This window comes from Neptuniibacter sp. QD48_55, assembly GCF_047778115.1.
Taxonomy (GTDB): domain Bacteria; phylum Pseudomonadota; class Gammaproteobacteria; order Pseudomonadales; family Balneatricaceae; genus Neptuniibacter.
Window position 1 is genome coordinate 1,086,745 of record NZ_CP180555.1, and the last position, 13,642, is coordinate 1,100,386.

Annotated in this window: 13 protein-coding genes and 1 tRNA gene; 13 read left to right on the plus strand and 1 reads right to left on the minus strand. The window is 44.0% G+C overall.

The genetic code is table 11. From position 1 onward, the window contains the following. Positions 1 to 2: 2 nt before the first annotated feature. The gene (locus ACMXYW_RS04885; RefSeq protein ID WP_415905429.1) at positions 3 to 794 is read right to left on the minus strand and encodes a (Fe-S)-binding protein; all 792 of its coding nucleotides are present in this window, start codon (positions 792 to 794) and stop codon (positions 3 to 5) included. 190 nt (positions 795 to 984) lie between these two features. Between ACMXYW_RS04885 and ACMXYW_RS04890 the strand changes: the two genes are divergently transcribed. From ACMXYW_RS04890 to ACMXYW_RS04950, 13 genes are all read left to right on the plus strand, one after another. Then, positions 985 to 1,686 (plus strand): FadR/GntR family transcriptional regulator, encoded by a 702-nt coding sequence (locus ACMXYW_RS04890; protein ID WP_415905430.1) that lies wholly within the window; start codon positions 985 to 987, stop codon positions 1,684 to 1,686. A gap of 91 nt (positions 1,687 to 1,777) precedes the next feature. Further along, positions 1,778 to 3,547, plus strand: a complete 1,770-nt coding sequence (locus ACMXYW_RS04895) for an ATP-binding protein (protein WP_415905431.1) — start codon at positions 1,778 to 1,780, stop codon at positions 3,545 to 3,547. A 147-nt stretch (positions 3,548 to 3,694) separates the two neighbouring features. Further along, on the plus strand, positions 3,695 to 5,614 hold the full coding sequence (gene thrS / locus ACMXYW_RS04900) for a threonine--tRNA ligase (protein WP_415905432.1): 1,920 nt from the start codon (positions 3,695 to 3,697) through the stop codon (positions 5,612 to 5,614). 27 nt (positions 5,615 to 5,641) lie between these two features. Continuing rightward, the gene (gene infC / locus ACMXYW_RS04905; RefSeq protein WP_415905870.1) at positions 5,642 to 6,187 is read left to right on the plus strand and encodes a translation initiation factor IF-3; all 546 of its coding nucleotides are present in this window, start codon (positions 5,642 to 5,644) and stop codon (positions 6,185 to 6,187) included. A gap of 104 nt (positions 6,188 to 6,291) precedes the next feature. Further along, positions 6,292 to 6,486, plus strand: a complete 195-nt coding sequence (gene rpmI, locus ACMXYW_RS04910; RefSeq protein ID WP_007022505.1) for a 50S ribosomal protein L35 — start codon at positions 6,292 to 6,294, stop codon at positions 6,484 to 6,486. A 38-nt stretch (positions 6,487 to 6,524) separates the two neighbouring features. Beyond that, positions 6,525 to 6,881 (plus strand): 50S ribosomal protein L20, encoded by a 357-nt coding sequence (gene rplT, locus ACMXYW_RS04915; RefSeq protein ID WP_415881844.1) that lies wholly within the window; start codon positions 6,525 to 6,527, stop codon positions 6,879 to 6,881. Between the two features lie 163 nt (positions 6,882 to 7,044). After that, complete coding sequence (gene pheS, locus ACMXYW_RS04920) at positions 7,045 to 8,028, plus strand: phenylalanine--tRNA ligase subunit alpha (protein ID WP_415903126.1); 984 nt, start codon at positions 7,045 to 7,047, stop codon at positions 8,026 to 8,028. 49 nt (positions 8,029 to 8,077) lie between these two features. Further along, complete coding sequence (gene pheT / locus ACMXYW_RS04925; RefSeq protein ID WP_415905433.1) at positions 8,078 to 10,474, plus strand: phenylalanine--tRNA ligase subunit beta; 2,397 nt, start codon at positions 8,078 to 8,080, stop codon at positions 10,472 to 10,474. A gap of 20 nt (positions 10,475 to 10,494) precedes the next feature. Next, the gene (gene ihfA, locus ACMXYW_RS04930; protein WP_415881841.1) at positions 10,495 to 10,800 is read left to right on the plus strand and encodes an integration host factor subunit alpha; all 306 of its coding nucleotides are present in this window, start codon (positions 10,495 to 10,497) and stop codon (positions 10,798 to 10,800) included. Next, entirely contained in the window at positions 10,778 to 11,131 is a 354-nt protein-coding gene (locus ACMXYW_RS04935) for a MerR family transcriptional regulator (protein WP_415881840.1), read from the plus strand. The genes ihfA and ACMXYW_RS04935 overlap by 23 nt, the downstream gene beginning before the upstream one ends. 159 nt (positions 11,132 to 11,290) lie before the next feature. Continuing rightward, a complete protein-coding gene (locus ACMXYW_RS04940; RefSeq protein WP_415905434.1) occupies positions 11,291 to 12,520 on the plus strand; it encodes an FIST signal transduction protein in 1,230 nt (409 codons plus the stop codon). A 79-nt stretch (positions 12,521 to 12,599) separates the two neighbouring features. Next, a tRNA-Pro gene (locus ACMXYW_RS04945) sits at positions 12,600 to 12,676 on the plus strand. 240 nt (positions 12,677 to 12,916) lie between these two features. Continuing rightward, on the plus strand, positions 12,917 to 13,543 hold the full coding sequence (locus tag ACMXYW_RS04950; RefSeq protein ID WP_415905435.1) for a class I SAM-dependent methyltransferase: 627 nt from the start codon (positions 12,917 to 12,919) through the stop codon (positions 13,541 to 13,543). Positions 13,544 to 13,642: the final 99 nt, after the last annotated feature.

Consider the following 13,642-nt stretch of genomic DNA (forward strand, 5'->3'; position numbering starts at 1 on the left):
TATTACCCCGCGCTCAGTTCAGAGGCTAGCTCATATTCTGCTTCGCCAATGGCTGGCGTGTCAGTCATACCAGCTAAGATCTCAACTACATGACGTGCTTCGATTTTCTTGCCTTCGCGTTTTAGCTTACCGGCCATATTTAATAGGCAGCCTAAATCGCCACCGACTAAAGTACTCGCACCGGAGTCACTGATATATTCAGTTTTGTTAGATACCATGCGGTTGGAGATGTCTGGATATTTAACGCAGAAGGTGCCGCCAAAACCGCAACAGGTTTCTGACTCTTCCATCTCGTTGAGCGTTAAATTCTCAACTTTAGACAGCAGTTTTCGTGGTTGTTGTTTAACACCGAGTTGGCGCAGACCAGAGCAGGAATCGTGGTAAGTGATTGTGCCTTCAAAGGCTGCATTGATGCGGTCGAAATCGACTACATCAGTTAGGAATTGGGTGATCTCAAATGCACGCGATTTTAGGTCTAATGCACGTGCCTTCCAAGGGTCGTTTTCGTCAAAAACCTCAGGGTAATAATGAAGCATTCCAATACAGGATCCGGATGGACCAACCACATATTCATAGCCATCAAAAGCTTCTATAGTTTTTTTAGCTATTTCAGCAGTGGTTGATTTGTCGCCTGAGTTATAGGCGGGTTGTCCGCAACAAGTTTGTGTCTCTGGCACTTCTACTGAGCAACCTGAAGCTTCAAGTAGTTTTACGGTTGCGAATGCAACGCTCGGTCTAAACATATCTGCTAGACAGGTTACAAATAAACCGACTTTAGGATTCTGATTTGGCATGAATGTCATCGCTATATTGGTCAGCTCTACCCGATATGGAATCAGGCTCTCACGTCACTGACGTTTCTTATTTTTCTTCAGGTTCTAGTGCCTGAAGTTTTATCTGTTAATCAAAAGATAGTTAAGAGATGGCGCAAAGGAAATGCTAAACTGCTAACTGGTCTGACCAAGAAGTAGTGTGAGGTACTCCGTGGCGAAAGTGAAAGATGTAAATCTAAGCCAGAAGTTAAGTTCTGAGCTTCAGAGCCAAATTTGGTATGGTGATATATGCCCAGGCGAGAAACTGCCATCTCAGCGCGTATTGGCAGAACGCTATAGTCTTTCTCGAGCAACGGTTCGTGAAGCTGTTCAAGATCTCGAATTAAAAGGCATTATCGAAACTTATCATGGCGGTGGGAGCCTCTGCAGAAACTTACTCGAAAGTCATTTCTCCATGCCATCGGAAAGTATTGGTGATAATTTCGAGTTCCAAGTTCAAGTGATGGAAATGAGGGCTGCATTAGAAGGTGAAGCAGCTTATTACGCAGCGTTACGTGCATCTGATGAACAACTGGATCGAATAGGGCAAGAGTATGAGGCTATGCAGGCGCGAAGCAGTGGCAACACTACACTGGCCAAAGCCAAAGCTGATCTTAGATTTCATACTATGATTGCGGAAGCCAGTCATCACCTACTTGTTATCTCCTTTAGTCAGATTTTCTATAACCGTTACTTTAATGCAATTTATGGTGTACTTGATCGCACGCTTAAAAAGTTTGGCCGTTACCCAGACGGAATTAGTGCGCAACATACCCAAATCTATCAGGCGCTGATCAATAGAAATGCAGAGTTGGCGCGTAAGGTTGCGACTGAACATATCGATTACACCAGAAGGCAATTAGAAGCTTCTTAACCCCCTGAAATGAGTGATTATGTTATTTAAACAAACCTAAAAATTGCTCCTATACTTTCTTAGAGTTATCTAGAGGCGATAAGGGTGGGGGATGCAGGTTCGTAAGTCGTTGGTTTGGAAAATTATATTTCCTGTATTAGCCGTAATGACGCTGCTAGTCATTGCCATCCTGTACTACTTACCGAAAACGATCACACAACAAGCCATAGATGAAGCTCAGAAAAGAGCGGAACAAACAGTTGAGCAATTTAAGCGCTTGAGAGGGTATTACACGGAAAATGTAGTAGGTGAAGTGCTGTTACATTCTGATATTGATGTCACCATTGATCATAAGAGCACGACAAATAGTATTCCTTTACCCGCAACAATGGTGCATGAATTGAGTGAGCAATTTACTCAACAAGGTACCCAGATCAAGTTATACAGTTTTTATCCTTTTCCTAATCGAGCCGAACGACAATTAGATGAGTTTGCAATTCAGGCTTGGTATTACCTTAAAGACAACCCTCAATCTGAATATATAAAGGTCTTAAAGAATGAGGCGGGTGCGAGTGTTGTGCGTGTCGCTATTGCTGACACTTTGGTCGCTGATGCATGTGTAAAGTGTCACAACAGCCATGCCTTTTCCCCTAAAGTGGATTGGAAACTTGGAGATGTAAGAGGAATATTGGAAGTTGATAGCATCATAGAGCCTGCAATTAAAAGTGGTGAGGCTCTAGGGATGAAGTTGGCATTAATGATCTGTGCCGTCATCGCTTTCCTCGTTATGTCGATTTACGTAATCCACCATTATCTATTTCAAGTTCCTCTGCATAAATTAGCTATGTTGTTGGAGGCCTCAACTGCTCACAATACAAAAGAAGAGGACGGTGAGTTATCAGAATGCGCTGAGCTGACTTATTCCGATAATCATGAGCATGATGAAATAAGTTTCCTCTATCACAAATTCTCCCAACAACATGAACGTTTGCATGCTAATGCCCAAGCGATGCGTGAATATCAAGAAAAGCTGGAAGCTGAAGTTAAGCTAAATGAGCAACTGTTAGAAGATAGAGAAGCACAGTTAAGCGCAACTCAGCATAAGTTAGATGTAACTCAAAAAGAGTTACTACAAAGCGAAAAACTATCTGCATTAGAGCGTCTAGTTAGCAGTATAGGACATGAAGTCAGCACACCTTTAGGCGTGTCGAAAACCGCCTCTTCTTTTTTAATTGATGAAACAGCAGAGGTTTTAGATAGTTTTCAAAACAATACAATGACCCGCACACAATTCGAGAAGTTCTTAACAGATAATAGTGAAGCTGGTGAATTAATAAATTCGAATTTAACCCGAGCACATGAATTAATGCAGGCCTTTAAGCAAGTAGCCGTTGATCAAATCAGTGAGCAAGAGAGAGAGATAAATCTGCGAGAATATATCCAAGATGTATTACTCAGTTTAAAGCCTTCATACAAGAACGCTCCTGTTGAGGTTGTGAATAATATTGATCTCGCGATTGAATTAAATGTGGATGCTGGTGCTATTGCACAAATCGCGACGAATCTTCTGACCAATTCGTTAATGCATGGTTTTAAAGATGGAACAGTTGCCGGCACTGTAACGTTTAGCAGTGAGGTAACGCCCGAAGCATACGTACTTATTTATGATGATGACGGCGAAGGAGTCACTGAAGAGGTACAACAGCATGTATTTGAACAGTTTTATACAACCCGGCAAGGTTCAGGAGGAACCGGTATGGGGATGTATATTATCCATGAGCTTGTAAAGGATAGACTGCTTGGCGATATCCAATTTAGTAGTAACGAAGGTAAAGGCATTAATATCCGAATCTCTCTGCCGAAGGGTTTAGGCTCCGAATAGATCCTCAGTGAACATAGTCCTAGCTCCTTTTCTTTGATTGACCTATAATCGCGCCAACTTACAACGTACTTGGTTTGTACGGTAAGTAATTTGTATCGAATATAAGTGGCCTTACGTATGGGTCACCACTGAAATCAAGGAAATAACATGCCTGTAATTACCCTACCAGATGGTAGCAAACGCGAGTTTGCTAACCCTGTTACTGTATTTGAAGTTGCTGCTGATATCGGCGCTGGTTTAGCTAAAGCTGCGTTGGCCGGTAAAGTTGACGGTAAAGAAGTTGATACCTCTTTCACTATTGAAAATGATGCCGATCTAGCCATCATCACTGCACGTGATGATGAAGGTCTAGAAGTTATCCGTCACTCTACTGCTCACTTGATGGCTATGGCTGTACAAGAATTGTTCCCTGGTGCGCAGGTAACGATCGGGCCTGTTATTGAAGATGGTTTCTATTATGACTTTGCTTACGAGCGTCCATTTACACCAGAAGATCTAGAAAAGATCGAAAAGAAAATGGCGGAGCTAGTTAAGCAGAACCTACCTGTTACTCGTTCAGTAATGAGTCGTGATGAAGCGACCAAAATGTTTGATGAAATGGGCGAGAAGTACAAAGTTGAGTTGCTTCAAGCTGTTCCAGATGTTGAAGATCTGTCTTTCTACTCTCAAGGCGACTTCATCGATCTATGTCGTGGCCCGCACGTACCATCTACTGGTCACATAAAAGCATTTAAACTGATGAAAGTTGCTGGTGCATACTGGCGCGGTGATTCCAACAACGAGATGCTTCAGCGTATCTACGGTACTGCATGGGGCGACAAAAAAGCCCTTAAAGCTTACCTGCACCGTCTAGAAGAAGCTGAGAAGCGTGATCACCGAAAACTGGGTAAACAGCTGAATTTGTTCCATTTGCAAGAAGAAGCGCCGGGTATGGTGTTCTGGCATCCAAATGGTTGGACGTTGTATCAGGGCATTGAGCAATACATGCGTCAAAAGCTTCGTCGTCGTAACTACGTTGAAGTAAAAACGCCACAGGTTGTAGAGCGTACTCTTTGGGAAAAGTCCGGTCACTGGGAAAAATTCTCCGAAGAGATGTTTACAACTCACTCTGAAAGCCGTGATTTCGCTGTTAAGCCGATGAACTGCCCATGTCACGTTCAGGTATATAACCAAGGCCTACGTTCGTATCGTGACCTACCATTACGTATGGCTGAGTTTGGTTCTTGTCATCGTAACGAACCATCAGGTGCACTTCACGGTATTATGCGTGTACGTGGTTTCGTTCAGGATGATGGACATATCTTCTGTGCAGAAGATAGCATTCAGAGTGAAGTCTCTGAATTTATCGATTTCCTACACGAAGTGTATGAAGATTTTGGTTTCCAAGAGATTCAATACAAACTGTCTACGCGTCCAGAAAAGCGTGTAGGTAGCGATGAAGTCTGGGATAAAGCAGAAAAAGCGCTATCTGATGCGTTAGATAATGCTGGCCTGAAATGGGAGCTGCTACCAGGTGAAGGTGCATTCTATGGTCCTAAGATTGAGTTCTCTCTGAAAGATTGTCTTGGCCGAGTATGGCAGTGCGGTACAATCCAGGTTGATTTCTCTATGCCGGGTCGTCTTGGTGCGCAGTTTGTAAACGAGCAGGGTGAGCGTGAAACGCCTGTGATGTTACACCGTGCAATTCTTGGTTCTTTTGAGCGCTTTATCGGTATTTTGATCGAAAACTTCGCGGGTGCATTACCAACTTGGTTGGCACCAGTGCAAGCGGTTGTGATGAATATTACGGACAAACAAGCTGATTATTGTCAAAAAGTTGTTCAAAATCTTGAAAATCAAGGATTCAGAGCCGAGTCAGACTTGAGAAATGAGAAGATCGGCTTTAAAATTCGCGAGCGTACTTTACAGAAGGTGCCTTACCTTCTTGTAATAGGCGATAAAGAAGTAGAGGCGGGTGAGGTTGCTGTACGTACTCGTACGGGTGAAAACCTAGGAGCGATGCCTCTAGATGAATTTGTAAACCTTCTTAGCAGTGATGTCGCTAAGAAAGGTCGTCAGGACTCATAAGTCTAAAAACAGTCAGGAGATAAGACTATCAGGCGTGATAATAGAAGGGGCGCTCGCAGAGAAGAGCCCATGATCAATGAGAATCTACTGAAAGTAGCTAAACAGTGCAGACTTATTGGTCCAGACGGAACACAGATTGGCATCGTACCGGTAAATGACGCTCTTGAGGCAGCTCAAGAAGCGGGACTTGATCTGGTGAAAATTTCTGAAGCTGATCCCATCGTTTGTAAAGTGATGGATTATGGCAAGCATCTTTATGAGCTGAAAAAGCAAAAGAATGAAGCCAAGAAAAAGCAGCATCAGGTCCAGATCAAGGAAGTGAAATTCCGTCCTAATACGGAAGAAGGGGATTATCAGGTCAAGCTACGCAACCTGGTACGTTTCCTTGAAGCAGGAGATAAAGCCAAGATAACTTTACGTTATCGTGGTCGTGAGATGGCCCATCAGGAACTGGGTATGCAGTTACTCCAACGAATCGAGAAAGATTTGGAAGAGTTAGCAACTGTAGAACAGCGTCCTAAGATGGAAGGCCGTCAACTGGTCATGGTCTTAGCTCCGAAGAAGAAAAAGTAACTCGTTACTTTCCTTAACCCGTGACTGACTTGTAAAAGTTGGCTACGGGTTTTGTCGTTTGTTTCGGGCGAAAAAAAATTAACGAATGCGTGGAGATTTTAGTAATGCCTAAAATGAAATCTAACAGTGGTGCGGCTAAGCGTTTTAAGAAAACCGCTAACGGCTTCAAACACAAGCAGTCTTTCACTAGTCACATTCTGACTAAGAAATCTACTAAGCGTAAGCGTCAGCTTCGCCCTATGCTGCAGGTACACGCTGCAGACAAGGCGTTGGTTCGTCGCATGCTGCCTTATATTTAATCGATTTTTTAGCTAACAGAATTTAGAGGAAGAAAGACATGGCTCGCGTAAAACGTGGTGTTGTTGCTCGTCGTCGTCACAAGAAAGTCCTGAAAAAAGCAAAAGGTTATTACGGTGCTCGTAGCCGTGTATTCCGCGTTGCTAAACAGGCGGTAATCAAAGCTGGTCAATATGCATACCGTGACCGTCGTCAGCGTAAGCGTCAGTTCCGCGCATTGTGGATTGCACGTATCAACGCTGGTGCTCGTATCAACGGTTTGTCTTACAGCCGTTTCATCGCTGGTCTGAAAAAGGCTAACATCGAGATCGACCGTAAGGTTCTAGCTGATCTTGCTGTTCACGAAGCTGGCGCATTTGCAGCAATCGTAGAGAAAGCTAAAGCTTCTCTAGCGTAAGCTAGCACCCAGTGTCGTGTAAGCGACTACTTTGAAATAGGGGAAGGGTGCGAACTCTTCCCCTATTTTTTCGGTTATTTTGCCCAGTTTTCTAGGGAAAACTGGGCAAAGTAACTGATTACTAACCAATTACCGTATTTATCCTTCTATTCGGAGCCGGATAATGGAAAACATTCAAAGCCTTTTGGCAGCAGGTACTGAAGCTGTCGCTACGGCAACTACTACTCAACAGTTGGACGATGTTCGCGTTCAATACTTGGGTAAAAAGGGTGAACTTACTGCACTTCTTAAAGGCTTAGGCAAGCTATCTGCAGAGGAGCGACCACAAGCTGGTGCTAAGATCAACGAAGCTAAACAAGCGCTTCAAGAAGTGATTAATGAGCGTAAAACAGCACTAGAAGCTGCAGCGCTAGAAAGTAAGCTTGCTGCTGAAACGATCGATGTAACTTTACCAGGACGTGGTCAAGCACTAGGTGGTTTACACCCTGTGACTAAAACCATGGAACGAATTGAAGAGTTTTTCGGTGGTATCGGCTATACGGTAGAAGAAGGTCCGGAAATCGAAGATGATTACCACAACTTCGAAGCGCTAAATATTCCTTCGCACCATCCGGCTCGTGCTATGCACGACACATTCTATTTTAATGCGAATACACTACTGCGTACGCACACTTCAGGTGTTCAGGTACGTACAATGGAATCGCAAGAACCACCACTACGTATTATCTGCCCAGGCCGTGTATATCGTTGTGACTACGACCAAACGCACTCTCCAATGTTCCATCAGGTAGAGGGTTTGATTGTGGATAAAGATATCAGTTTTGCTGACCTAAAAGGCACACTAGAGCAGTTCCTACGTGAATTCTTCGAAGAAGATGTTCGCGTTCGATTCCGTCCGTCTTACTTCCCGTTCACTGAGCCTTCTATTGAGGTTGATATAGACCGTGGTGATGGTAAATGGTTGGAAGTACTCGGTTGCGGTATGGTGCATCCAAAAGTATTTGAAGCTTCAGGTATCGATCCTGAAGAGTACACCGGCTTTGCTTTCGGTATGGGTGTAGAGCGTTTGGCTATGTTGCGTTACGGCGTAAATGACCTGCGTCTATTCTTTGAAAACGACCTGCGTTTCCTGAATCAGTTCAACTGATCAAGACAACGTTTTAAGCGGTTATTAACAGGATTTTCGGGAAAGCAAAATGAAATTCAGTGAAAAGTGGTTACGCGAGTTGGTTAACCCTGCAATCAGTACGCAGGAGCTAGTTGATCAAGTCACAATGGCAGGTCTGGAAGTAGACGAAGTTGAAGCAGCAGCTAAAGATTTTACCGGTGTTATCGTAGGTGAAATTCTAACGGCTGAGCAGCACCCAAATGCAGATAAACTTCAGGTTTGCACAGTCACTAATGGTAGTGAAGTTGCACAGGTTGTATGTGGTGCACCTAACGCGCGTGCCGGATTAAAAACAGCTTTCGCAACTGTGGGCGCGGTATTACCGACTCCAGATGGCAAAGAGTTTAAGATTAAAAAAGCGAAACTACGTCAGGTAGAGTCTTTCGGCATGCTATGTGCGGAAGATGAGCTAGGTATTTCAGATGATCACGACGGTATCATGGAGCTTCCAGCGGATGCGCCTGTAGGTACTTGTATTCGTGAATACCTAAATCTAGATGATAAAGTTATCGATGTAGATCTAACGCCTAACCGTGGTGACTGTCTAAGTATTTCTGGTTTAGCACGTGAAGTGGGTGTGCTAAATAAAGCGCCAGTTACTTTTGTTGCTGACAATGCAGTTGATGCGAGTATTGATGCTACTTTCCCTGTAGAGCTAAAAGATGCTGCTGATTGCCCACGTTATGTTGGCAGAGTTATTCGTGGTATCAATCCACAAGCAGAAACACCATTGTGGATGAAACAGAAGCTTGAGCGTTCGGGTGTACGTAGCATCGATCCAGTTGTAGATGTAACGAACTATATTCTTCTAGAGCTTGGTCAGCCAATGCACGCTTTCGATCTGGATAAACTATCCGGTGGTATTGTTGTTCGCCGTGCGGAGCAGGGTGAAAAGCTAACACTTCTAGATGGTCAAGAAGTTGAGCTTAATGCTGACACGTTGGCAATTACCGACGCTAATGGCCCAGTTGCTATGGCAGGTATTATGGGTGGCGAGCCGACCAGTGTTACTTCTGAAACACAGAATATATTCCTAGAAAGTGCATTCTTTAACCCGATTTCGATTGCGGGCCGTGCGCGTTCTTATGGTTTGCATACAGATTCCTCTCACCGTTTTGAACGTGGTGTAGATTGGCAGTTGCAAAATCAAGCAATTAACCGCGCTACAGAGCTTCTCCTTGAGATCGTAGGCGGAGAAGCTGGTCCAGCTGTTGAAACTGTTAATCAAGATGAGTTACCAGCTGCACGTCAGGTGTTCCTACGTCATAGCAAAGTGAATGCGATGCTGGCGTTTGAAATGCCAGCTGATGAGATTGAAGAGATCTTAACGCGTCTTGGTTTGGTTGTAGAGAAGACTTCTACGGAAGGTGAGTGGCACGTTTCTGTTCCATCTTATCGCTTTGATATCGCAATTGAAGTGGATCTGATCGAAGAATTAGCGCGTGTATACGGCTACAACAACCTACCTGTACGTACGCCAACAGCGTCTATGCCAATCAAGGCAAACGATGAAACTAAAGTAACAATCCAGAATGTTCGTCGTGCATTGATCGCACGTGGCTATCAGGAAGCGATCACTTATAGCTTTATTGAGGCTGGCCTACAAAAGCAGTTCGATGACCAATTCGAAGGTATCGCATTAGCTAACCCAATCTCTGCTGAAATGGCGGTGATGCGTACGACTATTTGGCCAGGTCTAGTAAAAGCGTTGCAGTACAACCAGAACCGTCAGCAAGCGCGTGTTCGCTTATTTGAAAGCGGCCAGCGTTTCCTGCCAACTTCTGGTGATGAGATCATTCAGGAAAACGTAGTTGCTGGTTTGCTAGCAGGTGCGCGAGATCCTGAAGGTTGGAATGCGGGTAAAGATCAAGTTGATTTCTTTGATATCAAAGGTGATCTAGAGAGCCTGCTTTCCCTAGGTGGAGCTGAAGATGAGTTTACGTTTGTAACTGATCGTCATGTTGCTTTGCACCCAGGTCAGACTGCGCGTATTGAACGTAATGGCGAAAAAGTTGGTTACATTGGTGCATTGCATCCTAACTTGGTTAAAGAGTTGGGTCTGAATGGTGCGGTATATCTTTTCGAGATTAACCAAGCTGCTTTGACTCAAGGCAAACTGCCTCGCTACCAAGAAATTTCTAAGTTCCCAGAGTCTCGTCGAGATCTAGCACTTATTGTAGATGAGGGCGTAGCTTTCGATTCAGTTCGTCAATTGGCTGAAAAAGAAGCGGGTGAATTCGTTAAAGAAGTAACGCTTTTTGACGTTTACCAAGGCCAAGGTATTGAAAAAGGTAGAAAAAGTCTTGCTGTGGGCTTGACGTGGCAGCATCCTTCGCGCACTCTTAATGATGAAGAAATAAACAGCGCCACAAGTGCGGTTATTTCTGCACTAGCCAGTGAGTTTGGTGCCTCATTGCGAGAATAAGCAGCGAAAGGTGATTTATCATGGGCTCGTTAACAAAAGCTGAAATGGCGGAACGCCTGAACGAAGAGCTAGGATTAAATAAACGTGAAGCCAAAGAGATGGTGGAATCGTTCTTTGATGAAATCCGGGCATGTCTGGCTGCTAACGAGCAGGTAAAATTGTCCGGCTTCGGTAACTTTGACCTTCGCGATAAGCGTCAAAGACCGGGCCGGAATCCTAAAACTGGGGAAGAAGTACCTATCTCGGCTCGCCGCGTTGTAACTTTCCGCCCAGGTCAGAAACTGAAGGACCGTGTCGAAACCTATGCTGGAGACACCCCAGAGTAACGATCCCAACCCGATCCCGGGTAAACGCTATTTTACGATTGGCGAAGTTGCTAAGCTTTGTGATCTCAAGGCGCATGTATTGCGTTATTGGGAGAAAGAGTTCTCACAAATCTCGCCTGTTAAACGAAACAACCGCCGTTATTACCAACGACAGGATGTTTTGTTGATCCGTCAGATCAAAAGCTTGTTGCACGATCAAGGTTACACCCTAAGTGGTGCTAAACAGTATCTTGCGGGTGACAATAATGAAGATGATCAAAGCCAATATAAGCAGTTGCTTCGACAGACTATCTCCGAATTAGAAGATCTATTGGAATCTATTAAGCGCTAGTTTGCTCTTAGTGCTTAATTTTGCCCCTCTATTAAACGCCCGTTTTACTTATATAGTTTATTTCTACTTACACTTTGGCACTGTTTCACGCCTTAGCGGTTGGCTGTGCTCTATAGCTTGATTAGCATCTAGGTTGTTAAACCAGCTAGGAAAGTAGAGATGGCGATTTTAAGAGTAGGTTTAGGTCATGACCAAGATGCTTCTGAGGCTGCAAGTCAGGCCATGGAGTCCACACCTAAACCAGACTTGGTCATCTGCTTTGTTAGTTTCTCTTTGGATGTTGAGAAAGCCTACAGTGACATTAGGTCGGTTGTAGGAGATGTTGTTCCCATTGTAGGCGGTAGCTCCTGGGGAGAAATTTCTAGCCTTAAACATGGGCCGCAGGAGTCGAGCGTTGTTGTAATGACACTACAGAGCGCATATTTCAGTGTCGGTTTAGGTGTCGGTCAAAACTTATCAAAGCAACCAGAACAAGCCGCCAAAGATGCTATTCGCGAAGCTTATTCAAACTTACTCTCAAATCCTGCGGTCATGTCTTTAATGGCCATTGCTTTAGACAGTAAAGGGGCAAAAGAGGTCTCTAGAATAAAGCCCTGCATCAATATGGTCTTACCTGATGGTACTTCAGCACAAGAAGAAGCTTTCTTGCGTAGTCTCATTTTAGAAACAGGCACGGTCTCTCAAGTTATTGGTGGTTCAACAGCTACTGATTTCTCAGATGCTAAAAGTTATCAAATCAGCAATGGTGTTCATCAAGACTCTGCGGTTGTTGCGAGCTTTAGCAGTGGCTTAAAAATTGGTACCGCTATGGGCCATCCTTACGTGGCAGCTAATAAAGGTGCTGTTGTTACTCAGGCTAAGGGACGGACGGTGCAGATGCTCAATGGTAAGCCAGCAACAGAAGTGCTTCAGAAGCTGTTAGGTGGGGAAGAACTGACGCCAGAGCTATTTATTCAAAACCCTTTTGGTATTAAATCATCTGATGTTTTCGCAGAGTACACAATCAAAAGCGCTCAACAGGTGCATGATGACGGTGGTGTGAGCTTTTATGCGGAAATTCCCAAAGGTGCATTTCTGCGTGAAATGAAAACGGATGCGGAGATTGCGAGGGAGCGTTTTAAGGAAACGTTACAGAAGGCTATTATCGATGCTGGTAGCCCAAAGAAAATCGGCGCGGTGATCATTTTTAACTGTATCTTACGTCATTTATTAAAAGCACGTTTAGATGTAGATGATATCTGTCTGGTTAAAGAAGTCTGTGGCGAGGATGTGCCTGTTATTGGTTTCAATACATTTGGCGAGCAGGGGGCAACTCAGGGCGGTTCAATCGGTCACTATAACCAGACAGCAACAATCATGGTGATAGGGGAAGAGGTTATCACTCAATAAGAGGAAAAAATCTTTCCAGATTCAGAGTGTTAAGTTAAGATAACCGCCACTTGAAAGTGTTCACTTTCAAGATCTTAGTCGGGATGTAGCGCAGCTTGGTAGCGCACCTGCATGGGGTGCAGGGGGTCGTAGGTTCAAATCCTATCATCCCGACCATTTCTTAATAATACTATGATTTCTCGAAGCTAACTTACCATTAGGTATTAGCGTTTGATGTTGTATGCCACATGCTTAATGTTTATGGCATCCTGTCGGCGCTGAACCAATCAATTTTGTCGTGTTTTCTCCATTTGATTCTGTATTGATCCATTTGAAGCGCGCTAAGATAGGGTGATGAGTAAGCTAATGTCATTATTTTAAAAGACATTTGTAAAAATTATTTATGCGAATTTCTATATGAGTAATAGCTATAGCAAAGAAAGTTTAAGCGAAATCGAACGCGTGACTTTAGGGCATTATGAATCGAATGCGGCGTCTTTTTGGCAAGGTACTCGTGATCATGACGTAAGCCAGAACATTAATGCTTTATTAAGTGCATTACCGCAACGAAAGGGGTTGGATATTTTAGATTTCGGTTGCGGGCCGGGGCGCGATCTTCTTTCTTTTAAAACCTTAGGTCATTCTCCTACTGGGCTCGATGGAAGTAAGACTTTCTGTGAGATGGCTCGATTACATAGTGGTTGTCCTGTGCTGAATCAGTCGTTTTGTCATCTCGATTTAGGGGAAGAGTGCTTTGATGGGATTTTTGCTAATGCTTCTATGTTTCATGTCCCTAGTCAGATGCTCGGTGAGGTTTTGTCTAAATGCTATATTGCGTTGAAACCAAATGGGATTTTATTTACTTCAAATCCAAGAGGGGCGGCGGAAGGGTGGAATGGTGATCGTTTTGGTCACTATATGGAGTTAGAGGTGACTGCTCAATATCTAGAGGATGCAGGTTTTCGTATTCTTGATCATTATTATCGCCCAGAAGGTTTACCTTGCGCGCAACAGCCTTGGCTGGCAATTGTCAGTCAGCGCTGAGGTTGTCGGTATTTTCGAATTATATTCTTTTTTGAGAGTCTTATTTTAAACAGCTGTGAACGATGACCAATTCAGAATCCATTGAGGGGTCGAGTGAGT

Bases quoted from the DNA above. Each gene is read 5' to 3' on its own strand.
- ACMXYW_RS04885 (WP_415905429.1), bottom strand. From the start codon at position 794: ATGCCAAATCAGAATCCTAAAGTCGGTTTATTTGTAACCTGTCTAGCA.
- ACMXYW_RS04895 (WP_415905431.1), top strand. From the start codon at position 1,778: ATGCAGGTTCGTAAGTCGTTGGTTTGGAAAATTATATTTCCTGTATTA.
- thrS (WP_415905432.1), top strand. From the start codon at position 3,695: ATGCCTGTAATTACCCTACCAGATGGTAGCAAACGCGAGTTTGCTAAC.
- rpmI (WP_007022505.1), top strand. From the start codon at position 6,292: ATGCCTAAAATGAAATCTAACAGTGGTGCGGCTAAGCGTTTTAAGAAA.
- rplT (WP_415881844.1), top strand. From the start codon at position 6,525: ATGGCTCGCGTAAAACGTGGTGTTGTTGCTCGTCGTCGTCACAAGAAA.
- pheS (WP_415903126.1), top strand. From the start codon at position 7,045: ATGGAAAACATTCAAAGCCTTTTGGCAGCAGGTACTGAAGCTGTCGCT.
- pheT (WP_415905433.1), top strand. From the start codon at position 8,078: ATGAAATTCAGTGAAAAGTGGTTACGCGAGTTGGTTAACCCTGCAATC.
- ihfA (WP_415881841.1), top strand. From the start codon at position 10,495: ATGGGCTCGTTAACAAAAGCTGAAATGGCGGAACGCCTGAACGAAGAG.
- ACMXYW_RS04935 (WP_415881840.1), top strand. From the start codon at position 10,778: ATGCTGGAGACACCCCAGAGTAACGATCCCAACCCGATCCCGGGTAAA.
- ACMXYW_RS04940 (WP_415905434.1), top strand. From the start codon at position 11,291: ATGGCGATTTTAAGAGTAGGTTTAGGTCATGACCAAGATGCTTCTGAG.
- ACMXYW_RS04950 (WP_415905435.1), top strand. From the start codon at position 12,917: ATGAGTAATAGCTATAGCAAAGAAAGTTTAAGCGAAATCGAACGCGTG.